This window comes from Opitutus sp. sgz309028 (genome assembly GCF_059821195.1).
In genome coordinates this window covers 732,451-755,336 of sequence record NZ_JCAMRR010000003.1, presented here as the reverse complement: position 1 = coordinate 755,336, position 22,886 = coordinate 732,451, and the positions used below count along the sequence as shown (strand labels likewise).

16 protein-coding genes are annotated in these 22,886 nt (G+C 65.3%); 4 read left to right on the top strand and 12 right to left on the bottom strand.

Annotation, left to right across the window (positions count from 1 at the left end):
* Nucleotides 1-107: 107 nt before the first annotated feature.
* Entirely contained in the window at nucleotides 108-1,454 is a 1,347-nt protein-coding gene (locus tag AC6RV7_RS14780; RefSeq protein WP_500094784.1) for a GH1 family beta-glucosidase, read from the top strand.
* On the opposite strand, the gene ilvA is transcribed toward AC6RV7_RS14780, so the two are convergent.
* The 12 genes from ilvA to AC6RV7_RS14720 all read right to left on the bottom strand — a co-directional run bounded on the left by ilvA (nucleotide 1,429) and on the right by AC6RV7_RS14720 (nucleotide 16,586).
* A complete protein-coding gene (ilvA, locus tag AC6RV7_RS14775; RefSeq protein WP_500094783.1) occupies nucleotides 1,429-2,682 on the bottom strand; it encodes a threonine ammonia-lyase in 1,254 nt (417 codons plus the stop codon). The genes AC6RV7_RS14780 and ilvA overlap by 26 nt on opposite strands.
* Before the next feature lie 46 nt (nucleotides 2,683-2,728).
* On the bottom strand, nucleotides 2,729-4,108 hold the full coding sequence (locus AC6RV7_RS14770) for an acetylxylan esterase (RefSeq protein WP_500094782.1): 1,380 nt from the start codon (nucleotides 4,106-4,108) through the stop codon (nucleotides 2,729-2,731).
* On the bottom strand, nucleotides 4,093-5,340 hold the full coding sequence (locus AC6RV7_RS14765) for a M14 family zinc carboxypeptidase (RefSeq protein WP_500094781.1): 1,248 nt from the start codon (nucleotides 5,338-5,340) through the stop codon (nucleotides 4,093-4,095). Before AC6RV7_RS14765 ends, AC6RV7_RS14770 begins: the two co-directional genes overlap by 16 nt.
* Before the next feature lie 80 nt (nucleotides 5,341-5,420).
* The gene (locus tag AC6RV7_RS14760) at nucleotides 5,421-6,479 is read right to left on the bottom strand and encodes a dihydrodipicolinate synthase family protein (RefSeq protein WP_500094780.1); all 1,059 of its coding nucleotides are present in this window, start codon (nucleotides 6,477-6,479) and stop codon (nucleotides 5,421-5,423) included.
* Nucleotides 6,480-6,516: 37 nt separating this feature from the next.
* Nucleotides 6,517-7,596 (bottom strand): NAD-dependent epimerase/dehydratase family protein, encoded by a 1,080-nt coding sequence (locus tag AC6RV7_RS14755; RefSeq protein ID WP_500094779.1) that lies wholly within the window; start codon nucleotides 7,594-7,596, stop codon nucleotides 6,517-6,519.
* A 60-nt stretch (nucleotides 7,597-7,656) separates the two neighbouring features.
* Nucleotides 7,657-7,872 carry a hypothetical protein gene (locus AC6RV7_RS14750; protein ID WP_500094778.1) on the bottom strand — a complete coding sequence of 72 codons (216 nt, stop codon included), beginning with the start codon at nucleotides 7,870-7,872 and terminating at the stop codon, nucleotides 7,657-7,659.
* On the bottom strand, nucleotides 7,869-9,614 hold the full coding sequence (locus tag AC6RV7_RS14745) for a hypothetical protein (RefSeq protein WP_500094777.1): 1,746 nt from the start codon (nucleotides 9,612-9,614) through the stop codon (nucleotides 7,869-7,871). The genes AC6RV7_RS14750 and AC6RV7_RS14745 overlap by 4 nt, the downstream gene beginning before the upstream one ends.
* Complete coding sequence (locus AC6RV7_RS14740; RefSeq protein WP_500094776.1) at nucleotides 9,611-10,666, bottom strand: Gfo/Idh/MocA family protein; 1,056 nt, start codon at nucleotides 10,664-10,666, stop codon at nucleotides 9,611-9,613. The genes AC6RV7_RS14745 and AC6RV7_RS14740 overlap by 4 nt, the downstream gene beginning before the upstream one ends.
* A 13-nt stretch (nucleotides 10,667-10,679) precedes the next feature.
* Nucleotides 10,680-12,452 (bottom strand): gamma-glutamyltransferase, encoded by a 1,773-nt coding sequence (gene ggt / locus AC6RV7_RS14735; protein ID WP_500094775.1) that lies wholly within the window; start codon nucleotides 12,450-12,452, stop codon nucleotides 10,680-10,682.
* Entirely contained in the window at nucleotides 12,449-13,615 is a 1,167-nt protein-coding gene (locus AC6RV7_RS14730) for a M20 family metallopeptidase (protein ID WP_500094774.1), read from the bottom strand. Before AC6RV7_RS14730 ends, ggt begins: the two co-directional genes overlap by 4 nt.
* Nucleotides 13,612-14,898 carry a M14-type cytosolic carboxypeptidase gene (locus tag AC6RV7_RS14725; protein WP_500094773.1) on the bottom strand — a complete coding sequence of 429 codons (1,287 nt, stop codon included), beginning with the start codon at nucleotides 14,896-14,898 and terminating at the stop codon, nucleotides 13,612-13,614. The genes AC6RV7_RS14730 and AC6RV7_RS14725 overlap by 4 nt, the downstream gene beginning before the upstream one ends.
* The gene (locus AC6RV7_RS14720) at nucleotides 14,895-16,586 is read right to left on the bottom strand and encodes a DUF6250 domain-containing protein (protein ID WP_500094772.1); all 1,692 of its coding nucleotides are present in this window, start codon (nucleotides 16,584-16,586) and stop codon (nucleotides 14,895-14,897) included. The genes AC6RV7_RS14725 and AC6RV7_RS14720 overlap by 4 nt, the downstream gene beginning before the upstream one ends.
* Nucleotides 16,587-17,009: 423 nt before the next feature.
* Between AC6RV7_RS14720 and AC6RV7_RS14715 the strand changes: the two genes are divergently transcribed.
* The 3 genes from AC6RV7_RS14715 (at nucleotide 17,010) to AC6RV7_RS14705 (ending at nucleotide 22,872) form a co-directional block, all read left to right on the top strand.
* A complete protein-coding gene (locus AC6RV7_RS14715; protein WP_500094771.1) occupies nucleotides 17,010-18,014 on the top strand; it encodes a hydroxyacid dehydrogenase in 1,005 nt (334 codons plus the stop codon).
* A gap of 45 nt (nucleotides 18,015-18,059) precedes the next feature.
* A complete protein-coding gene (locus AC6RV7_RS14710; protein WP_500094770.1) occupies nucleotides 18,060-19,886 on the top strand; it encodes a sodium:solute symporter family transporter in 1,827 nt (608 codons plus the stop codon).
* Between the two features lie 331 nt (nucleotides 19,887-20,217).
* Nucleotides 20,218-22,872, top strand: a complete 2,655-nt coding sequence (locus AC6RV7_RS14705) for a hypothetical protein (RefSeq protein ID WP_500094769.1) — start codon at nucleotides 20,218-20,220, stop codon at nucleotides 22,870-22,872.
* Nucleotides 22,873-22,886: the final 14 nt, after the last annotated feature.

The window sequence follows — 22,886 nt, the reverse complement described above, 5'->3', positions numbered from 1 at the left end:
ATCTGTATTGTGCGTCAGATAGGCCATGCGATTCGAATCCGGCTGATTGTCTAATGCGCATGTGATTTTGGTCGCCTCGTTCGTCTGCCCGGCCTTCAACCTTCGCGATGAAGGATTCGTTTCGCTTTCCCAAGGGTTTCACCTGGGGCGTCGCCGCTGCCGCGCCACAGATCGAAGGTGCCGCGACCGAAGACGGAAAAGGTCCGTCCATCTGGGACCGCTTCGCCTCCTTGCCGGACCGAGTCGTCGGCGGCGACTCGCCCGCCACGGCCTGCGATCACTATCATCGTTTCAACCAGGATTTCGCCCTCATGCGAAGCCTCGGCGTGAAACACTACCGCTTGTCGCTGGCGTGGCCGCGGTTGTTTCCCGATGGCGGACGCAGCGTCAATGCGCGCGGCATCGACTTTTACCGCCGCGTGTTCGATTCGCTCGCCCAACACGACATCACGCCTTGGGTGACGTTTTATCACTGGGATCTTCCCCAGGCCCTCGAGGACGCCGGCGGCTGGCGGAATCGCGCGACGGTCGATGCCTTCGCGCATTATTGCGACGCGGCCGTTCAGGCGTTTCGCGGCCAGGTGCGCCACTGGATCACGCTGAACGAAATCCCCACCTTCGTTGGACACGGCTATCGTCTTGGCGTGCATGCGCCGGGCGCCCGCGAACCCGCGGCGGTCGTTAATCAGATCTTCCATCACGCTTTGCTCGCGCACGGTCGCGCGGTCCGCGCCGTGCGCGAATTCGGCGCCCGCGGCTCACGCGTCGGGCTCGCGCACGATATCGCCGTGCCGGTGCCAGTCACCGAAACGCCGGCCGATATCGCGGCCGCGCAGGCGCAACTGGCCCACGACCACGCGCACGTGCTCGCCCCAATTTTTCACGGTCGTTATCCGGATGCCTATCTTCGTCGTTGCGGCGTCGATCGACCGCGCGTGGCTCGTGGCGATCTCGCATTGATTGCCGAACCGGGAGATTTCCTCGGTCTCAACATCTACAGTGGATTTTTCGTGCGCGCGTCGTCGCGCGGACGCCCGGAAACGATTCCATTCCCCGCTCAATTTCCGCAGGCCGCGATGGACTGGCTGCGCCTCGTTCCGCAGTCGATCTATTGGGCGCTTCGCCATTGCCATGCCCTCTACCGGCCAAAGGCACTCTACATCACGGAAAACGGCGCCGGCTACGACGAACCCGCCACCTTTGCCGGCGAAATCGCCGACCTCCACCGTCGCGACTACCTGCGCAATTATCTCCTCAACGTTCACCGGGCCGTCGCCGAGGGCATCCCCTGTCGCGGCTACTTTCAGTGGTCGTTTATGGATAATTTCGAATGGGCCATGGGCTACGCCAAGCGCTTCGGCATCGTGCACGTCGATTACGCCACGCAGCAACGCACGCCGAAGTTGAGCGCGCACTGGTATGCCACCGTCATGCGCGAGAACCGGATCGTCTGAACCACGGATCGTCGACGCCGATCACCGGCAGATTTGCCCGCCGCAACGCCCGTTGCAGCGCGGCCGCGTGGGCACGATCGCGGGTTTCTACCGTGCAGATCGCGCGCACCGCGCTGACATCGGGCCCACTGAAGGCCCGATCGTGCGTGATGTCCCGGATGCTCGCACCGGCTTCCGCGATCACCCGGCTCAGGGCCGCCAATCCGCCGGGCCGATCGCTGATCGAAACGACGAACCGGCAGAGACGTCCGTCGGCCACCAAACCGTGTTCGATCACGCGACTCAGCTTTGCCGGATCGATGTTTCCGCCGCAGGCCGTCAGCACGACTTTCTTCCCGCGCAATTCCGGCAGTTTGCCAGCCATCAGCGCGGCCAGTGGAGCCGCCGCCGCGCCTTCTACGACGCTCTTTTCCAACTCCGCCATGCGCAGGATCGCGAGCGCGATCCAATCTTCCGTCACAGTCACCACGCGGTCCACACGGCCACGCGCCAGGGAAAACGCATTCGCGCCCACCTGGAGCACCGCCAATCCATCCGCGAGCGTCGGCCGGCGCCCGATCTCCACCGGCCGGCCGGCTCGCAGCGCAGCGGTGAAACTCGCCGTTTCCCGCGATTCCACACCGATGATTTTCACGCGTGGCCGCAGCGCCTTGGTGGCAACCGCCAATCCTGCGATCAGACCACCGCCGCCGACGGGAGCCACGATGGCATCGACGTCCGGCACCTGCGCGAGAATTTCGAGCGCCATCGTGCCCTGACCCGCGATGATGGCGGGATCGTCGAAGCCGTTGATATACGTCAACTCCTCCGCCACGGCCAACGCGTCGGCACGAACGCGCGCCTCCGAAAAATCCTGACCTTCCAGCACAACGCGCGCACCCAGCCGCGCGCAGGTCGCCTGCTTGATGAGCGGCGCATGCATCGGCATGACGACCGTGACCGGAACTCCCAGCAGGCGTCCGTGATAAGCGAGCCCGAGCGCGTGATTGCCGGCGGAGGCCGTGACGACGCCCCGTCGCCGTTGCGCCGGCGTGAGGAGCGCCAGCGCGTTCCGCGCGCCGCGTTCCTTGAACGAGCCGGTGCGCTGCAGATTATCCAGTTTGCAACAGACGCGTGCGCCGGTGATCTCGGCGAGTGCGATCGATTCGGGACAGGGCGATTTCAGCACGTGTCGCGCGATGCGCCGGGCCGCGGCGTTAACGTCGGCCAGGGTCACGGATGGCTTCATGATGAGGCAGATTCCGCGATTTCGTCCACGGAGGCGAGCTTGCCGCTCAACGCGCGATTCCGGCCTTCGCCAGGACCCAACCGCGGACGCGTTCGTCGACTTCCGGAAAAACCGCGTGTCCCATCCCGAGTGCCACGAGCAATTCCTTCGGCGCCGTCAGTGTGTTGTAGGTGGAAAAAATCGAAGTCGGCGGACAGTTCTCGTCCACATAGCCGAGCGCAATGAGCATCGGCACCCGGATGCGCCGCGCGAGATTCACGGTGTCGTAATAACCGGTCGTCGCGATTTTCTCCGGCGTGCGGTGACGACTGTCGGCGCCACGCATCATGTGCGGCCAGCCGCCGGCGCGATCGTGCAGATAGCCGGTCACGTCACAATAGGCCGGCACCATCGCGGCGGCCGCCGTGACTCGCGGATCCAGCGCTGCGGTGGCGAGGGTCAGCTGCCCGCCCTGGCTCGCGCCGAACACGATCAGGTTCTTCCCATCCCAGGCCTCCCGCGAGGTCAGGAAATCGTTCGCGCGCAGACAGCCGAGATACACCCGGCGGTAATAATACAGCTCGCGATTATCGAGATTGTACAAGGGATAGCCATCGAGTCCTCCCGTGCGCAGCTGTTCATAAATCTCGATCGGCTGATTCACCGGAATTCCGTGGATGCCGATCTCGAGCGTGATCGCGCCGCGCTCCGCCAGTTCGCGTTGCCCGGTGTAGGGCCGCACGCCGGCCGACGGCACGCGCAAAATCGCGGGATAGCGGCCGGGCGCTTTCGGCTCGCACAGGATGCCGTAAATGCGGCCCGCATACTGCGGCGTGGTCGTCGAGCGGCTCCAGTTGCGAAAGCTGACGTGGTAAACGTTGATCGGGCCGCGGCTGGCCTCGGGAATCAGTTCGAGTCGCGGCTCCAGCGGAATTTTGGCGAGCTCCGCTTTGCCGGCATCCCAGAACGCGTCGAAGTCCTCCGGATCCTGCTGCGTCGGCGCGATATTTGCCGGCGCGAAGCCGGCGGCGGCCAATTTGCGGTAAGCGCGTCCATCGATCGTGGCCGTGACCACGCAGCGGATGAATCCCGGCTTCAACAATGTGCCGCCGTCTATCATCAAGCCGTCGGCCGGCACCACCGCGGTGCGCGGCTCGGCCGGCATTCCTTCCGGGCCCACGCGATATTCGATCTGCGCGCCGGCGATGGGCTGACCGTCAGCCGTGAGCCGAACAGTGAACCGCGCGGTTTCGCCGGGCACGTAATGCCAGCTGGCATGATCCGGGGCGACCTGTAGGTCGATCACGGATACGCGTGCCGCCGCCCCGTCGGGGCGAACCGGCGAGGCCAACGCTGCCAGCGAGCCGGTCGCAGCGAGCCAACCGATGAGGCCGATGTGAATCGCCCGCCGGACGCTGAACCCCGCGCGCTTCATTTTGGCGCCCATTGCGCCCGTCCGCCGCGATCAGCCAGAAACGTCAGACCGGCTTCGAAGGCGACCAGGTGCGCGTCGACCAGCATCTCCGGAGTATGCTTGGCCACCTCGCCCGCCCGGTCGACTCCGGCGAAACTGTGGGACGGCGCTTCGATGAGGACGGCGAGCGCGCCACAGTGAAAGTTGAGCGCGGTGTCCAGGTTCATGCGCGGCGAACCGGGCTTCGGCGGCGCCGCCTCCAGCTCGACGTCTTTCGTGCTCTGCAATCCCGCCTGGGTCAGCGCCGTGTGCACGGCCCGATAGAGATCGTCAAACGTCGGCAGCAGCGCCGCCTCCGTCGCAGGCCGGTGCATGCGCACGAAGTAGTTTTTCGGCGGAGCTCCAGTGTGCATGTTGAACATCAGATCGGGACGCTCCCGCGCGACCAGATCGAGCAAGGCCTGGGTCTCGGGCTGCCGGTCGCCGAGGAAGTCGTCGTGCTGAATGTTCACCCCCGCATCGTTCGGATAACCGCCCGGGAATTGGGTGCGGGAAAAATCCAGCGGGATGAATTCCTTGATCGTCGGCCAGCCGATCGGCTTGCCGTCTTTCCAGACACCGGTGTTGAAATAAACATGCGCGCGGTTGTCGGTGCCGAGATACGGCTCCATCCGAAGCGGCACGCGCGCGCGACCGTCGACGTTGACCACCGGGATCAGCACGATGCGATCGACGCGGTCGCGCGCGGCGACGATCCCTGGCCACGCCTTGCCGCGCAGATCGTGCCCGGTTTCGAGCACGGAGATCAGATTCATCACGCCGACGATTCCCTCGAACTCGCCGCCGTGCACCCCACCCATCCCGACGAACACCTTCTTCGCGTAATCCGGTCCGAGATAGGCGCGAACATCGAAGAATCCGAGCGATCCGGAAAAGGTGGTCGTTCCCCTGCCCTGCCGCGGCTTTCCGTAGGACACCGCCCGGATCGGCCGGCCGCCCGCGGTGTGCCCAATGATCTCGACCTGGCCGCGCTTCACCTGCGTCGCGAGATATCGCTCGATCGCGTCAACTTCGCTGACCCAGAAATCCGGGATCGACTCGGCCTGGCGCAGGTAGTCGGCGGGAATGTCGGGAAACGAGGTGGCCGCCGGCGCGGGCGAAACGAGCGCGAAGGCGGCAGCGATCGCGAGTCGCCGGGCAAACCGCCGGCCATCGCGGCCCAAGCTTGCGATCCGGAAGAATGAAGGACGGGGACAGAGGCGCATGGAGATCGGGAGTTGTGGGTTCGTCGTTCTGAGAGGCGCTAAGGGAGATCGGGAATCGGAAGAACCGGCGATCGCTCGCGTCAAGCCAGCCAGGCGGCGCGATGACGGGCAACGAAATCGTCGTCACAAAGCCACGGATACGCGGTGGAGACCCGGCTGATTTCGCGCGCCTGACCTTCGGAGAGCCGTTCGTGCGGATCGAGACACGCGGTGGTTGCGAGCAGCCCCTGCCGCCGCAGCACTTCGTGAATGCCCGGCAGGCAGCCGGCGAATGCGTGGGCGCTGTCGAAGATCGCCGCGTTGGCGTCGGTCAGCGCGACGTTGCGGGCGAGCCAGTCCCGGTCGATCTTCCCGCGCGAGCGGGCCCGCTGGAGCTCGCGAAAAAGCGCGACCGCCCGCTCGGTCCATACGCCCCACTGACCGAGCAGCCCGCCGTCGAACTGACGGGTGCGTCCGGCGAACTGAAACAGCGTCAGCAGGTCCGCGATGATGTTGTCGTCGTTGCCGGTATAGAGAGCCACGTCGTCGCGCCCGGCTTCCATCACCGCGCGCACGGCATCCAGCGTGCGGTAGCGATCAAACGGCGCGAGCTTCAGGGCGACGAGCTCGGGTATCTCGGCAAAACTGCGCCAGAACCGATACGAAAAGATCCGTCCGCCCACTGCCGGCTGAAGATAAAATCCGATCAACGGCAGCTCCGTCGCGACGCGGCGACAATGCTCCAGGACCGCGCTCTCGGGTTCGTTCTTCCACGCTCCGAGGCTCAACAATCCCGCCTCGTAACCGAGCGCGCGGGCCGTGCGCGCCTCCGCGAGCGCCTGGCGGGTCTTGCCACACAAACCCGCGATCAGCGCAAAGGGCCGCGGACGTTTCGCGCGTCCCAACCAGTTGCGGGCGGCGTCGGCCGCCAACGCCAGCACGGGCTCATACAAGCCGATTTTGGGATCGCGGATCGCAAACTGCGTCGAATGCACCGCGACCGCGAGGCCGCCGGCACCGGCGTCGACATAGTAGCGAACCAACGCGCGCTGACGGCGCTCGTCCCAACGGCGGTCATTCCGCAACGCCAGCGGCAGCGCGGGAATCACCTGCCCGGCCAGCAAATGCGAACGCAGTGAATACGAAGAGGCTTTGGTCATCAAAACAGCGGAGAAAATTTGCGGCGCAGGACGCGTTTCAAAACCGACCGTCGCGTCGTTCGAACCCGGTGGGCTTGCCCCATGTCTGGCCCACGCCGCACAGCCACGCGGCCGTCCAGCGCATCATCTCGTCGAGCGAGGTTCGCGGCGCCCCGAACCGTGCATGCGAGCGCCGGGCGTCATTGAGCCAGGCCGTCGGGGCTTCCTGACCGGTCACGATCGCCGGTCGGCCCAGCAACTCGCCGAAGCGTTCCGCGATCTCGCGCACCGCCAGGATCGCACCGCCGGTGACGTTGACCGGCACCGCGGGCGAGCCGGCCATATCGAGAGCTTGGATACTGTGCTCCACCGCGTCCGTCTGCCAGATCACATTGACGTAACCCATCGCGACATCGACGGGCCGCCCCTCGAGCACCTTCTGCGCAATGTCGAGCAACAGGCCGTAGCGGAACTCCACCGCATAATTCAGCCGGATGAGCGCGACGCGGGTTCCGTCCCGGGCGGCGACGTCGGCAAACGCGCGCTCGCGCTCGATGCACGACGCCGCATAGGCGGCCGGCGTCGGGTCCACCGGGGTTTCCTCGGTCGCGCCGCCCGATTCCGGACTCACGAAGGGATACACGCAGCCCGTGGAAAACGCCACGATCTGCGCCTTGCGATAACGCGCGGCCACCAGCCGCGGCATCTCCACATTCATCTTCTGCAGAAGATCGGACGCGGCGGAGGTGCCGAACTTCACCCCCGCCAGAAAGAACACCGTGGGCGCGTCCGGCAGCTTCGCCAGCGCCGCTTCGTCGGCCAGATCGCACGCCACCGTCGAAATACCGCGCGACTCAAAGTCGGCCCGGTCGCGGAGCGTGGAAAAACGGGACACCGCGATCACGGGATCGCGTCGGCCCACGGCGTCCAGTCCGCGTCGCAGCATCGCGCTCAGGTGCAATCCGATCTTTCCGCCCGCTCCGAGCACGAGAAACGGCCCGGCGTGGCGAGCCAGCGTCTCGCTGACGGCCGTCGACGGGCGGCTGAGAAAATCGTCCACCTGCTCCGGCGCGCAAGGCAGCGCGACCGCGCCGTCAGACTGGGGAAACTCAGGACCTTTCGTCACTGCGGCAGACATGGCGCGCACCTTGTCCAATGCGCATTTGAATTCAAGACAATTGGTTCCTTCTCCGGCAAATTATCCGTTGGCGCGACGGCGCTCGGCGAACGGGTGCCGTCGGTCACGGTCCCGGTAGCGCGCCGCGCCATAGGCCCGCAGCCGCGCAGCGACGTCCGCCGCGGTCGCCGAGTAGGCGCATTGGGGACAGTAGTGTTCGTCGCGACGCGCGTCGTGCAGCAGAAACACGACATCGACGTCGCGGGCAAAGCACATCGGACAGCGAAGGGGTTTCATGGGGCGCGCAGGATCAGTCGTGTTTTCAAGCTCTCCCCGGTCGTCACCGGTCCGCTCAGGGTCAGCGTGTAGAAGGGCTGAAACATGAAGCCCTCCCCGGCCTCGCCGTGCGTGACGGGCCCGGCCGGCTCGAGCGCGACTTCACAGCGCACGAATGGCAGCGCGGCACTCACGCGTTTCGGCGCGTCGACTCGCAGCGTGCGCGCACCATAGGCGTAAACCAGTTCCGAGCGCTGGTCGGCCGTTTCCGCAGCGAGGACGATCCCGCGCATGTCCTCGGGATACTCCGTCGTGCCCCAGCAGCCGCGGTGGGTTTCCGCCAGTTCGATCTTCGCGGAAGGATCGGACACCGCCAGGAGGCGGCGTTCGATCTCGACCACTCCGCCGCCGGGGAAACGAAAGACCGAAGCGACGGTCACTTCCACGTCGCCGACGTTCAGCGTCAGCGGCTCCGTAACGAGTTCCGGCCCGCCCTCCTGTCCACGCGTCACCCGGCCGGTGGTTCGTGCCGCGGAAAACGCCACCCGCGCGCCGCGACAGCGCACCTCCGCCGTCTGCCGTGGCCCGGCCGCCACGCCCCCGCGATGCTCCGAGCTGATGAGATACGGGTAGTTCCCGTTCCAGAGATTCTTCGTATCCGCTCCCATGTTACCATCGACCTGTCCCGCCAGCGGGCGCAGATCGCAAAGGGTTCCGCCGGCATTCAGGTCGATCGTCAGACGGAAGAAGGCATCCACATACCAGAACATCTCGCGACGCGAGCCGCAGAGGATGTCGCGCCAGAGGTTTACTTCCGGCCGGGTGAGCGGCTGGCGCTGTCGATACCACTCGCCGGTTTCGCTCACCGTCTGATCGCACACGAGTCCGGCACTGCGGCGATCGGCCAGATAAGCGAGCGATTCGCCATACAGCCGGCGCGCGGCCCCGGGATCGGGCGAGAAGGGATGTCCTGCTGCGAGCCATGGCGGGCTGACAAACAGACTGTAGTAGACGCAGTCGTTGTAGTTCAGCTGGTCGAGCCACTGGTCGATGAAATGCAGCAAATAATCGCAGCGGTCGCCGTCGTTGGCCATGGCGCGAACGAGGTTCACCGGATGGCTCGCGAACAAGTCGTCACGGCTGGTCAGCGACAGCACCATGTCGCGGTTAAGATGCGGCAAGGCCACGATGCCAACGGCATCGGCTTCGTCTTTCGCCGGACAAAGATGATTGTTGCGGGAAGGGTGATAAATTCCCCACGGCCCGCCCTCGCTGAAGAGATGCCACTGGCGATTATTGCCGTGATACATCTTCAATCCTTCCTCGAAACAGCTGACGATCGCCGTGCGGATTTCCGGAAACTCCGTGCGCAGGAAATTGAGCGTGGCCGCGTCGAGAATATACGAACCGATCGCTTGCGGCGTGCGCCCGAAAACCTCGCGGAATCGTCCGATCAAAAACCGGATCACGGCGTAGCGCGTGGCCGACGGCAGCAGATAAATCGCCTTCTCCTCCGTCCCGAAACGCGTGCGATAATCGTCGCAGACGAGTTCGTGCAGATGGAGACCCAGTTCGGTGCCGTGCGCGGAGGCCTGTTGCGCGACGTAATCGCAGACCTGCGGTTCAAAGAGCGCGCCGTAGGTCACGAGGATCGTGGTTCGCAGGCCGTGCCGCTGCGCCTCGGCCTGCTGAAACTGCAGCACCTCGAGCCGGTCCGCCGTCCGGTCGGCCCGGTGAATGACGTTGAGCAACATCCGCTTCATTGGATCGGGAGGTTCACGGCGGCGCCGGTGCGATCGCTCTCCGCCATCGCGGCAACGATGCGGATGCCCTCGACGATGTTGGCAATGCCTGCCGTGTCGAGCGGCCGACGCGCCGTGATCGCGTCGACGAATTCGCGCCACGGATACTCACCACTGCGCGGCGCGACTTCCTCGGTCGCTACCAGCCGGCGTTGCGCGCCGTCGCCCATCACCAGGCTGAGTCGCGCCGCCGAGCCGGACGGCGGACGCCACGGCATCGCCGGATCGAGATTCCGGTAAATCGTGCCGCGCTCGCAATGGAGCAACAGACTGTTCAGATAACGGTCGCCGTCGTCGCAACAGAAAGTCGCGAAGACGCTCGCGAGTCCACCCGAGCGAAACCGGATCGAGAGCTGGCCCTGATCGGCCGTGGGCCGTCCGGTCCGCAGCCGCTCGCCTTGGGCGAAAACCTGGCTCGCGGAGCCAAACAGACGCACGAGATCGTTGATCGAATAAATGCCGAGACGAAACACCGGCGCCAGTGGGCAACGGAGCGGATCGTCATACCACGAGCCGTCTGCGTCTTCGCGGACGCTGGTCAGCATTTCGGAGCGCGCGGCGACCGGCCGACCGAGATCGTAGTCCCGTATCCATTTTTCCATGCGCACGACGTCCGGCGGCTGGGGACTCGGCGAGTTCACGTGGACAACGCGCCCGAGCCGCTGCGCTTCCTCCAGCACAGCGGCCGCGGTGCGCGGATCGAGTTCGAACGGTTTCGTCGTGATGACATCCTTGCCCGCGCGCAGGCAGAGCCGGATGAGCTCGGCGCGTCCCGACGGCGGCGTAAACAGCGCGACCGCGGGAAACCGGGGGTCGGCGAGCGCCTCCTCCAGGCGTTCGAACGCGGGGATGGCGAGTTCGTCGCCAGTGCGGCGCGCCAGCGCGCCGTCGCGATCGCAAACGGCCGCGATACGCACCTCGGCACCTTCGTCACCGCGCAGAACGCGATCGATCAAATAACGGCCGAAACGAAGGCCGACCACCAGCAAGGGCAGTTTCTCTGGTTGAATCATAAAACGTGATGCATTAGCGCGCGCTCGGCGCCGGACCATCGAAGCCCACGGCAAGCGCGTCCGGTCGCCGCGGATCGGCCGCACCGCGCTGCAGGCCGGTTTCCGGATCCACCGCGATCGTCGACGCCGCGCCCTGATAAGCGCCTTCATACGATGCCCGTTCCTCCACGTGGTGTCCGCGCGCGCGCAACGCCGCGACGGTGTCGGCGGAGATCCCGTAACGTTCGTAGGTCAGGACGTCCGGAAGCCACTGATGATGGATCCGCGGCTCCTCCACCGCCTGCATCGCCGGCATTCCAAGATCGACGACATTCGAGACGACCTGCAGCACCGTGTTGATGATCGTGGGGCCGCCGGGACTGCCGGTGACGAGGATCAGGCGGCCGTTCTTCAACACAAACGTCGGCGTCATCGACGACAGCGGACGCTTGCCCGGAGCGATCGCGTTGGCGGAGCCCTGGATCAGTCCGTAGGCATTCGGCCTGCCGGCCGCGGTCGTGAAATCGTCCATTTCGTTGTTCATCAGGATGCCCACACCCGGAATGGTCACGCCGGAGCCGTAGGACCCGTTGAGCGTGTAGGTATTCGAAACGGCATTACCGGCGGCGTCCGTCACGCTGAAGTGCGTCGTCTCCTTCGATTCCGGCGGCGGCAGCGAGGCGACCGGCCCCAGCCCCGGCGCCAGGTCTCGGCTCGAGGTGGCGTGTTGCGGATCGAAGTCCGTCATCCGGCGTGTGAGGTAGTCCCGGTCGAGCAGCCGCGCCACGGGAACGGCGACGAAATCCGGATCGCCGAGATATTCGGCGCGATCGCGAAAGGCGCGACGCATCGCTTCCGCGAAAAGGTGATATCTCGCCGCCGAACGATGTCCCAAAGCCGCGATATCGTAGGGCTCGAGCATCGCGAACATCTGCAGCAGCGCGATGCCGCCGGAACTCGGCGGCGGCATCGTTACGATCTCGTGGCCGCGATACGAGCCGCGGAGCGGTTCGCGCACCATCACCCGATATCCCGCCAGATCGGCGTGCGTTAGCGGTCCGCCATGCGCCGCCATGGCGTCCGCCAGCCGCGCGGCGGTCTCACCTTCGTAGAATTCGCGCGCCCCGAGCTGTTGGATTCGGGCGAGGGTCTCCGCCAGCTCTGGCTGGCGGAGAATCTCACCCGCGGCGTAAAACCGGCGTTCCTTCAAAAAAATCCGCCGCGACTCGGGATCCTGTTCGAGCAGCCGCGCCGCGCTGCGGAGACTTGCGACCGCGCCCTCGCTGAGCGGGAACCCCTCTTCCGCCAGGCGCCGCGCCGGCTCGACGATGTCGGCCCACGAAATTTTGCCCGACCCGTAATGCTCCCACGCATACGCAAGACCGGCGACCGTCCCGGGAATACCGCTCGCGCGCCAGCCGAGCGTCGACGATCCCGGACCAGCGATCGCCTGGCCGTTGGGACTGAGATACATGTTTGCCGTCGCCGCCGCCGGCGCGGTCTCGCGATAGTCGATGGCGAAGTCTCGTCCATCCGCGAGATGAACGAGCATAAAGCCGCCCCCGCCGAGATTGCCGGCGACCGGATACGTGACTGCGAGGGCGAAACCGGTGGCCACCGCCGCGTCGATCGCATTGCCGCCGCGCTTGAGAATCTCCACCCCCGCTTCACTGCCGAACTGCTGGGCGGAAACCACCATGCCGTGCGTCCCCTCCACCGCGAGACGCTGGGCGCGCAGCGGCAGGCTGCCCGCCGCGATCAAGGCCAACAGGCAGAGCGAGCGCACCGCGATTCGTAACGACTTCATGATTTCAAAGATTTGATGCGTCTCTGCGGGGCCGCGGATTCCTCGTCCAGCAGCCGGCGAAAGGCGCCTACGCCCGCCTCGAGTTCGGACTCCTCGATGAACTCGTCGCGCGTATGCGCTTGTTCGATACGACCCGGGCCGAAGGCCACCGCGGGAATCCGGCTGGCGAAGACGTTTCCGTCGCAAAACCAATCCGCGGTGGCCCAGCCCCGCCCCACTCGTCGCAATGTCCTCGCCCACGGCAGCGTGCGTTCGGTTACGAACGACGGACCCTGCCGGTGGAGGCTGAGCCGCGCGCCGGGCGCGTGGGTGGCGATCGCCGTGCGCACGAGGTGCAACGCTTCGCGCGAATCGCATCCCGGATGCAGGCGCAGATCGAGGCCAAGCCGGCAGTTCGCCGGGACGACGTTCAATCCCGAGCCAGCCGCAACGATGCCGAGGTTCAGCGACGCCCGTCCCAACACGGGATGCACGCGTGCGGCGAGCGCCGGAGCAACCTGGTCGCGCAACTCGGCCAGCAGCGGCAGCGCAGCAAAAACCGCGTTGCGTCCACGCTCGGGCGTCGCGCCGTGCGCCGCGCGTCCGGGCACATCGATCCACAGGCGCAGGAGCCCCTTCGCTGCCGAAACTACGCGCAGTTGCGTCGGCTCGAGTGCCACCGCGAAATCGGCCGAGAATCCCTCTTTCATCAGGGCCTCCGCGCCGAGGCTCCCCTGCTCCTCGCCGGCGGTCGCGGCGAAGATCCAGCGCGTGCGCGAAGCAAGCCGCCGGCGCGACTGCGCCCAAACTGAAAACGCGGCGAGCAGCGCCGCCATCGGACCTTTCGTGTCGCACGCGCCGCGGCCCTGCAGACGGGTGCCCCGCCGGGTCAGTTGAAACGGCGGGACGGTCATGCCGTCGACGCCGACCGTGTCGAGATGCGGCACCAATGCGACCGTGGCGGCGGGTTGTCCTGAAGGTTCGAATACGGCTACGACGGAGCTGCGTCCGGGCGCGAGGGCATGCAGACGGACCTCCGCGCCGAGCCGGCGCAGCGTCTCCGCCACGTGCTGCGCCATCGCGGCCTCGCCGGGCGTCGTTCCGCCGGAATCGGCTTCGGGATGAACGCTCGGAATGGCGACGAGATCCGCGAGGATCTTTTGCACGGAAACGGTGCGGCTCATTGGTACGGCGCTCCGGTTTCGATTGCGGGCGGCTGCACCGCATCGGCCATCGCGGCGATCAGCTGCGCGCCGAACTCGATCCGCTCCGCCGCAGTCGGCTGCGTGGCGCTCTTCCGCCCCGGCTCGGTGCGCAGTTCCATGAGGACCACCGGAACCCGAAGTTCCTTCCACAGCACCAGCATGGTCGCGGACTTTCCGCCGTAACCGGGCGGCCGATACGGATCGAAGTGGCTGTCGCGCACCAGTCGATCGAACAGCCGCTGCACCGACGCACGCGCAGGTTCTTCATCGACGGCGCTGTCGAGAAACTCGGAACGCGTGTTGTGCAGATTGACGAGCAGATCGATGCGCTGGCCGGCGCCGAGCCAGCCGACGATGGATTTCTTCACATACCAGCTTTCCGGCATCGCCCGGAGGACGGCCTTGTCGCGCAGGTCGATGTGATCCCAGTGCCGATTGAGATCGTAGCCATTGGCGTTGAAGCGAACGCCGCCGGTCGCGCTGCCGTCGGGATCGACCATCGGCGTGAAACGAAAAATCGTCCGGTCGCGCAGCGCCTGCGCACGTGGGTCGTCGGAAACCACGAAACGCAGCGCGCCTTCCATGGTGAAGGAGGTGCCCGTTTCCCAGGCGTGCTGCCGCGCTTGCAGCCAGACGGTCCTTTTTTCGGCGTCAGATGTTTCGAAATTCGTGACCGTGATCACGTGGAGGTCGCGTCCTTGTACGCTCTTTCCGATCGTCTCGACCCGCGCGAGAGGCGAGCGGTCGATTTCGTCCCGCAGACTCAAGAATCGGGAAAATGGATACGGCTCCAGGTGGGCGATCCAGACGCGATCGGCGACAGGGTGCAGCTTCACGGTGGCTTCCTTCGCCCGCTCGTCCCAGATCATTTCCTCGACCCGCCGCCAGTGCTCGCCGTCTTCGCTGACCCAGGGATGAAGCCTTGGGCTCATCGGCACGGTGCCCGGGATGTCGTTATACTCCCCCACCCAATCGGTGAGCGTCACCGTGATTTCGCGGCCGGCGACGTGATCCATCCGGAAATAATACCACGTCGCCTGTCGGTTGCGTCCGCGCTCGTCCTGCTGGCCGCGGATGCGCACGCGAAACGTCGTCTCGTCGATCGTTTCGACTGCGCCGATCGAGGCGCCTTCGAAGGCGGTGTTGAAACGAATGGGTTCGCGTTGACCCGGCGACGGCAGGGCGAGGCTTACCATCGAAAACGCGCCGGCGGCGATCGCCCAGCCCAACGCCCGGCGGAATGAAAATCGAAAGACGTTCATGGCGTGGCTTTCGGTCCGGGTGACGACGCAGAGGTTTCATCCGCGATTTCGGGCAGGAAGGTCGAGCGATTCGCCTGCGCGTCATCCCGCGCCGTCGCGTCCCCGGGGAAATCGGGCCAGAACTCCACGTCGTCGATCCACTGGTGATTCGGGCCGCTCGCCAGCCACTCCGGACTGAGGTAGAGCTTGAACGGAGACCAGAAGCCGATGGGCAGCGGGCGGTCCGGCTGCTGCGTGCGGCCGCGGCGGAGCGCGACCTGCCGGCCGTCGATGGCCAGCCAGAACAGTCCGTCGTCGGCATGGCGGAAGAAGACCTCCACCTTGAACCACTTTCCCACCGGCACCGGCACCTCGTCGTTGAACAGATCCCAGTCGACCTGGCGGAACGGCTGCGGCGCTTCGCCGCGAACATGCCAGTAGAGCTCGCCGGAAGGTTTGCGCCGAACGTAGCAGGAGATGCGATAGTTGTTCGTTCCGGTTTGCCGATTTTCCGTGGCATGCCGTCGCGGCGCACCTGAATCGGGTTCCTTCAACTCGAAAAACATTCGCCACGAAGTCCGATGATCGCGCGGACAGACTTCGAGATAGTTGTCCTGGAGCTTCATCCAGTAGCGCGTGTAGGCCTGGCGGTAGTCTGGCTTGAAGAGCGAAAACTCGCTGCGGTTGAGGATGCCCGCCGATCGCACCGTCGGATCCTGCGCACGCACCTCCATGCGCAACGCGCGCGTCGGTTTTCCGTCGTGGCCTTCGGTGTCGCGCAGTTCGGTTCGCACGAAGTCTGACGGCCGGGGATGCCGCACGAGATAGAAGAAGTTGGCCGTGGGCGCGGGCAAATCGGTGGACCAGTCGAAACCCGTCGTCGCATCGCGTCCGCTCAGCTGATCGCGGGCGCGCGTCGGTTCATCGTAGCGCAACTCCACTCCCCGTTCGAAGCCGGAGCGGAACCAAGGCCGGGACGCTGCGCGATCGGCGGTGCTTCGCGTGAGCGCCGACACGCGGACATCGGACCACCAGACTCGCGAGCGCCAAGTGCGCAGCGCGAAATGTCCGCCGGGCAACGGCTCGGGATCGCGAAAATCGTGCACGAGTTTTCCGTCGATCCACGCGAGCACACGCCCACCGGCAATCGCGACCCGGAACCGATAGGAGCGGCCAACTTCGGATCGCCAGGAGCGGTCCTCGCTCGCGAGGTTGAAACCGGGATTGCGCCGCGCGCGCGCCCATCCTTCCTGAAAGCCGCCGGTCAGCGTGAGGATGTAATTGGGAATCTTGTGATACTCTCCGTAGCTTCCCGAGCGACCGACGCGGTAGGCGCTCCCATCGAGTTCGCGGGCATGAACGAAAAGATTCAGGTTGGCGGCGTTGTTGTCGTCCGCTGGCGGCGTCGAACCCGCGGTGAACTCGATGAGGACATCCGCCGGCAGCGGCTCCTTCCACCAGATCGTCGCGGCGTCCGCCGTGGCGGGATCGCGCCGGGTGACGACGTTCAGCCGGCCATCGTGCGCCTCCACCTGTGCGTCCCCCTCGACCTGCCACCGGGCATGCCAGCTCTCATCGGCAAAGCTTTCGTGAAACAATTCCGTCGCGCCCCAGCTTTGTCCGTCGATTTCAAGCGAGGCTGGAGCGGCGGCGAGCGCCTGGGCGAAGACGCCGACGACGAGGAGGATCGGGCGAAAGGGGCGGAACACGGGCGGATTTCGGGGGTTGAGAGGAGGCGAAGAGAACCGGCCAGCGGCTCCGGCAGCAATTCACATTCGGCTTTGATTTTATGGCAGCAACTCAGCTTGGGCAAAAACCCTGTCATTGCACGACCGCGATGTGAAGGGTCCGGCGGGCGGATTGAAACAGGAACCACCGGGCGCGATCGGCAAGGATTTTCCGCAAAAGCACGAATTTTATCTAATGCGCTTGTGATTTTTTAATTCCTGTCGTTCCTCGGCGCGCATGTTCGCCTTTCAGGAAACAAGGCCCCCTGCCCTCCGCGGTGTGACGAAGCGGCTTGCGATGCGCGCGTCGCGATTCGCTGATGACAGGACAATGGTCGATACCGGGAATCTCTTGGAGTCATGAGTTCATCGTCGGACCAGCGAACGCCACCATCCCCTCTCCCGGTGCAGGGGCTTGTTGCGCTGAACCGGGAGGAACGCGAGCTGTTCCTCGGCGCGGTCGAGCGTGACTTGCCCGAGCTTCCTGTTCGCTGGCGATTTTTGAGCGACGAAGAGCTCGTCGAAACGGGTTGGCGAGAGCGGCTCGACGAGCTGGCGCCCGCTATTCTGGTGAGCGCTTGGCGAACCCCGCCCATTCCTTCGGAGTGGGTGCAGGGTCCGGAGTGCCCGTTGCGCTATGTCTGTCACCTCGCTGGTTCGGTGCGACGGCTGGTCCCCCGGGCCTTTCTCGAGCGGGGTGGCGTCGTGACCAACTGGGGCACGCGCGCGGCTGCGGCGGTCGCCGAGCACGCGTTGCTGCTCGCGCTGGGCGCGCTCCGCAATTCTCCCGGTTGGTCCGCCTTCATGCGCCAGCCGCCGGAGACGCGGGCGGCCAAGCAGCTGGCAACCCGTTCGTTGTTCGACCGCCGCGTCGGCCTGCATGGCTTCGGCGCGATCGCCCGGGAATTGGTGGCGCTGCTGCGGCCGTTTCGCCCGGCGCTCGCGGCTTATTCGGCCGGCGTGCCGGCGGCTGTCATGACGGACCTCGGCGTCGAACCCTGCGTGTCACTCGAGGAACTCTTTGCGCGCAGCGAGGTGATTTTCGACTGCGAAGCCCTCACTCCCGCCACCACGGGCAGCGTGACCGCCGAAGTGCTGGCGGCGCTGCCGGACGACGGCGTATTCGTGAACGTCGGACGCGGGCGCATCGTCGACGAAGACGCGCTGCTCCGCGAGGCGCGCAGCGGGCGGATTCGCGTGGCGGTCGACGTGACCGCCAAGGAACCGATTGCGCCGACTTCGCCCTGGCTGCAGGAGCCGCGGGTGCTGGTCTCGCCGCACATCGGCGGCCCCACGCTCGATCTGTATCCAGAACTTGGACGCCACGCGCTCCGCAACCTCCAGCACTTTCTCTCCGGACAGCCCACGGAGGCCACCGTCACCTGCGAATCCTACGACCGCTCGACCTGACCGCCCGTCGCACGATCGACCGCATCTCGTTTCCCTACCGACCCCATGCTCCATCCCTTCGATTACGCCGTCATTGCGATCTTCTTTGCCGCCCTCGTGGGCATTGGCTGGTTCTTCCGGCGGTTCGGCGGCGACAGTAATCAATACTTCCGCGGCGGCGGGCGGATGTCGTGGTGGCTGGTCGGCACGTCTGCGTTCATGGGCGCGTTCAGTGCGTGGACGTTCACCGGCGCCGCCGGGCTCGCGTTCGATCAAGGCCTGGTCGTGCTCGCGATTTATTGGGCGGGCGCCTTCGGCTTTTTCTGCAACTGGGCGGGTTTCGCCGCGTGGCTGCGCCAGACGCGGGTGATCACGTCGATGGAAGCGGTGCGCGCGCGGATGGGACCCGCCAATGAGCAGGTCTTTACGTGGCTCACGCTTCCGATCGGGATCATCGTCGCGGGTATCTGGCTCTACGGTCTGGCGATTTTCTGCTCGCCCGTGTTTGGGTTCGAACTGCAGGCCACGATTCTTCTCTGCGGCGTTGCCGTCGTGTTCGTGGCCGCGGCTGGCGGGCAATGGGCAGTGGTGGCGGGAGATTTCGTGCAAGCGCTCATGCTGCTTCCCATCACGATCGTCGCCGCCGTGTGGGCGTGGGTGAAAGTCGGCGGCTGGTCCGGTTTCCAAGCCGGCCTACCCGAATCGCATTGGAGCATCGCCTCCTCCGATGCGCTCGGGTTTGGGAAGTGGTGGCTGCTGGCGATCTTTATTGAGAAATTTTTTGTGCAGAACGCGCTGCACGGTGCTGGTCGCTACTTGAATGTCCGTGATGGCAAAGAGGCGAAACGCGCAGCGCTGCTCGCCATGGTCCTCTACGGCACCGGCTCCTTGCTCTGGTTTCTGCCGCCGCTGGCCGCCCGGGCGCTGGACATGAACCTCGCCGAACAATTTCCGGGACTGACCAAACCAAGCGAGGCGGCGTATGTGGCGATGGCGGCGCAAAGCCTGCCCGTTGGTCTGTTGGGGCTGATGGTCACCGGCATCATTTCGGCGACGCTCTCTTCGATGGATCATGGCCTGAACCGCAATGCCGGCGTATTCGTGCGCAGCGTGTATGTGCCGCTCATCCGGCCGCACGCCAGCGAACGCGAGCAGGTGCTCGCGGGCCGCCTATCTACGCTGGCCTTCGGGGGCATCGTGATCCTCACGGCCTTGCTCTACAGCACGTGGAAAGATCTTGGCGTGTTCAACCTCATGTTCGGCTTCACCGCCCTGCTCGGCATTCCCTATGCCGTGCCGATGGTGTGGTGCCTTCTCGTGCGGCGAGTCCCGGACTGGGCGGGCTGGTCCACGGTCCTCGTCGGAATCGCCGTGGGTGCGGTGGTGGGTAGCGCCCATACCCTCTTCGCTCGATGGGTATCGCCCGATTCGGGCCTGGCCGCACTCCTCCAATGGACGGGCAGCCATCATTTCGCAGCCGTAACCATTTCCGGGACGGTGGTCAGTTCCCTGTGGTTCTTCGGCGCCGCCGCCCTGTTCGGCCACCGCATTCCTCCGCAGCGCGCCGCCCAAATCGACCGCTTCTTCGAAACGATGCACAAGCCCGTCGAACCCGGCGCTGAGGCCGTTGAAGAAGTCAACCACCGCGGCACGCTCGGAATCGGCCGACTGTGTCTCGCCTACGGTGTGTTCATCCTCCTTCTGGTGCTGCTGCCGAATCCGCTGACCGGCCGCCTGGCGATCGCGTTCTGCGCGATGTTCATGCTGGCGACAGGTTGGGCCCTGACGCGCACCGCGCGCAGGTCCATCGCCGGAGGCGTCCTGCCCATCGATCGTTCGGTGGCGGTTTCGACGCCGGTGGTAGAAAATGCCGGAGATCGTCGCCCGCGATAGCTCAAAAGCGCATTTGCTTCGGTTGGTCGGCGGGCCGCCTCCGGCCCACGACCCCGCCCCCGGCCGTCCTTATCATGCGCCGTCCGCTGGGGGCTGACGCCTTATAGTGCAAGTAAACGGCCGCGCCGCTTGAATTCACATGCGCATGTGATATCGTGAAACGAATCCAGCACCGCGCTCCCGGCGCGGTCCGGCCCGTTTTTCGTTTTCGCTTTTTCGACGCCGTCACTGCACCCCGATCCGCCTGGCCTGACCCGAATTCCCCCGACTGCGTTTGGTGCGGTTCAAGACGCGCCGAGGTCGGGCTGGGAGATCATCTCGTTCCGCCCCCATGAAGATACCAGATGCGAAATGTCTGCGCGCGTTCCTGTTTGGAGCCGCTGCGTTCTTCGGCCCCCTGGCCGCAAGCGCCCTGCCCGTGTTCCCCGGTGCGATCGGCTTCGGCACGGACACCACCGCGGGACGCGGCGGCACCGTGTACCGTGTCACCAACCTCAATGACAGCGGTCCGGGCTCGCTGCGCTACGGCATCGAGGATGCCAGCATGCGACAACCGCGCGTGATCATCTTCAATGTCTCCGGCGTGATCGAGCTCCAGTCCGACCTTGTCATCCGGGACGACTCATTCGGCGCCTACTCGCATCTGACGATCGCCGGCCAGACCGCCCCGTTTCCTGGCATCACGCTCAAGAACTACGGCATCAGCATCCGGTCCCACGACATCCTCATCCAGCACATCGCCATTCGTCCGGGAAATCATGTCTTCACGGGCACCCAGCTCGACAATCGCGACGCCATCAAGATCGAGCCTCCGACCGGAGTGACGGTCTCCAACATCGTGCTCGACCACGTCTCGTGCAGTTGGAGCGTCGACGAGATCGCCTCGCTGTGGGCGCAGAACGGCCAGATCAACAATGTCACGTTCCTGAACTGCATCTTCGCGGATCCGATCATGAACGGCGAGCCCGACAGCAGCGGCCACTCGCGTTTGCGGACCCACTCGGAGGGCACGCACGGCTTCGGCCCGCTCGTGGGCCCCAACACCTCCTATGTCTCGCTGATCCAAAACATCTTCGCGTTCATCTACGGTCGAAATCCGGCGGTCTCCAGTTCCTCCGGCGGCGCCCAGATCGTGAACAATCTGATCTATCGTCCCGGCCCGTGGTCCAACAACGTCATTCGGTTCAACACCATTTCCGGGTCGCCTCAGACCGCGTCCGTGATCGGCAACGCCATCATCCGGCATCCGCTGCCGTTCACGATGGACATCACGGAGATGCCCGCACCGCCGGCAACGCAGCAGTTGATCACCACCGCGACGACGTTCACGCAGTTCTACAGCACGGGCATCTACATCTTCGATGACGTGTCGAGCAGCGCGACCTTCTATCTCGACGATAACCGTCTGTTCGATCCGCAGAACGGCTCGTGGCTGCTCAATAACTCGATTCTGCGCGACCGCTCCACCACGCCGGTGACGCGCCGCACCTCTGACTATTATGACAACTCCGGCGGCACCGTCTGGACGCCCTGGGCGTCGGCAGACGTCACTGACAATCTGCTCACCCGGGCCGGCAAGTTTCCCGCGAATCGCGATGCGATCGACGCCGCCCTCATCACCAAGATCCAGAACCGCAACAATCCGCAGCCCGCCGGGGGCACGTTTCTCGAACGCTTGTCCGACCTCGGCACCGATCCCTGGGCGCCGGTCAACCTGACGAATACCCGCGTCCTCACGCTGCCCGGCTCACCCAACACCGTGAATCCGGACGGCTACACCAATCTCGAACGGTGGCTGCACAGTCTCGCCGCCGACGTCGAGGGCACGAGCGGCGGGAGCGGTCCCGCCAATCTGGGTATCTCAACTTTCGATACGTTCAGCGATGGCAACGACAATGGCTGGACCTGGCACGGCGCCGTCAATTGGGCGGTGACCTCCGGCGCCTATCGGCAGAGCGACCTGACAGGCGGCGCCCGGGCAATGCTCGACGGCACGAACTGGGAGGATCAAGTCGTCGAGGCCCGCGTGACGCCGGTCAGCTTCGATGGCACCAGCCGGTTCGCCGCCGTCTATGCCCGCTACGTCGACATCAACAACGGCTACTACGTCGCTCTCCGCAACGGCGTCGGCACGGGCAACCTGGGCCAGGTGGAGCTCAAAAAGGTCGTCAACGGCGCCGCGTCGAATCTCGCCACCGCCCAGAACTTTCCCATCACCGCGGGCACGACCTACAAGGTTCGCCTGGTCGTCTCCGGCACCTCCGTGTCTGCCGTGGTGACGAATCTCTCCAACAACGCCTCCGCGACGTTCACGCCCGTGACCGACACGTCCCTCGCATCCGGTCGCGCCGCGATCGGCACTTACCGGGCTTCGGCAGATTTCGACGACGTGTTCGCCAGCCCGGACGTCACCTCCGTGCCGGTGCTGACGGATGACTTCGACGACGGCAATTCAACCGGCTGGGACACCACTTGGACCGGGATGGGCGGCAGCTGGAGCGTGGTTGCCGACGGTTCGAATGGGCTTCGCCAATCGGCCACTTCCCTCAGCGTCGGCGCGCGCGCGATCGCACCGGACCTCACCAATCTGCCGGGTGCGAATCAATCGATTCAAACGGACGTGAAGCCACTGACGTTCAACGGCAACAGCTGGGTGGGCGTTTTCGCGCGCTTCGCCTCGCCGACGGAAACCTATTACCTGCTGCTGCGAAACAACCGCGATCTGGAGCTGAAGAAACTCACCTCCAGCGGACAGGTGAGCTTCGCCGTCAAAACGATGCCGTCGGGCTTCGATCTCGCCGCCTGGCACACGCTGCGGCTCGTGGTGACGGGCACCTCGACCGTTTCCCTGCAGGCCTACGTCGATGGCGTGCTCGAACTCACCGGCAGCGATTCCTCTTCACCGATCGTGAACGCCAACAAAGCCGGTGTCGGCACGTTCTCCGCGAGCGCTCACTTCGACGACATCGTGATCACCTCGCCGTAAGCAACGGCTACGCC

Excerpts from the sequence above, each read along its gene's own strand:
- AC6RV7_RS14760 (WP_500094780.1), bottom strand. The coding sequence starts at position 6,479 with ATGACCAAAGCCTCTTCGTATTCACTGCGTTCGCATTTGCTGGCCGGG.
- ggt (WP_500094775.1), bottom strand. The coding sequence starts at position 12,452 with ATGAAGTCGTTACGAATCGCGGTGCGCTCGCTCTGCCTGTTGGCCTTG.
- AC6RV7_RS14745 (WP_500094777.1), bottom strand. The coding sequence starts at position 9,614 with ATGAAGCGGATGTTGCTCAACGTCATTCACCGGGCCGACCGGACGGCG.
- AC6RV7_RS14740 (WP_500094776.1), bottom strand. The coding sequence starts at position 10,666 with ATGATTCAACCAGAGAAACTGCCCTTGCTGGTGGTCGGCCTTCGTTTC.
- AC6RV7_RS14780 (WP_500094784.1), top strand. The coding sequence starts at position 108 with ATGAAGGATTCGTTTCGCTTTCCCAAGGGTTTCACCTGGGGCGTCGCC.
- AC6RV7_RS14725 (WP_500094773.1), bottom strand. The coding sequence starts at position 14,898 with ATGAACGTCTTTCGATTTTCATTCCGCCGGGCGTTGGGCTGGGCGATC.
- AC6RV7_RS14705 (WP_500094769.1), top strand. The coding sequence starts at position 20,218 with ATGAAGATACCAGATGCGAAATGTCTGCGCGCGTTCCTGTTTGGAGCC.
- ilvA (WP_500094783.1), bottom strand. The coding sequence starts at position 2,682 with ATGAAGCCATCCGTGACCCTGGCCGACGTTAACGCCGCGGCCCGGCGC.
- AC6RV7_RS14765 (WP_500094781.1), bottom strand. The coding sequence starts at position 5,340 with ATGCGCCTCTGTCCCCGTCCTTCATTCTTCCGGATCGCAAGCTTGGGC.
- AC6RV7_RS14750 (WP_500094778.1), bottom strand. The coding sequence starts at position 7,872 with ATGAAACCCCTTCGCTGTCCGATGTGCTTTGCCCGCGACGTCGATGTC.
- AC6RV7_RS14710 (WP_500094770.1), top strand. The coding sequence starts at position 18,060 with ATGCTCCATCCCTTCGATTACGCCGTCATTGCGATCTTCTTTGCCGCC.
- AC6RV7_RS14730 (WP_500094774.1), bottom strand. The coding sequence starts at position 13,615 with ATGAGCCGCACCGTTTCCGTGCAAAAGATCCTCGCGGATCTCGTCGCC.
- AC6RV7_RS14770 (WP_500094782.1), bottom strand. The coding sequence starts at position 4,108 with ATGGGCGCCAAAATGAAGCGCGCGGGGTTCAGCGTCCGGCGGGCGATT.
- AC6RV7_RS14755 (WP_500094779.1), bottom strand. The coding sequence starts at position 7,596 with ATGTCTGCCGCAGTGACGAAAGGTCCTGAGTTTCCCCAGTCTGACGGC.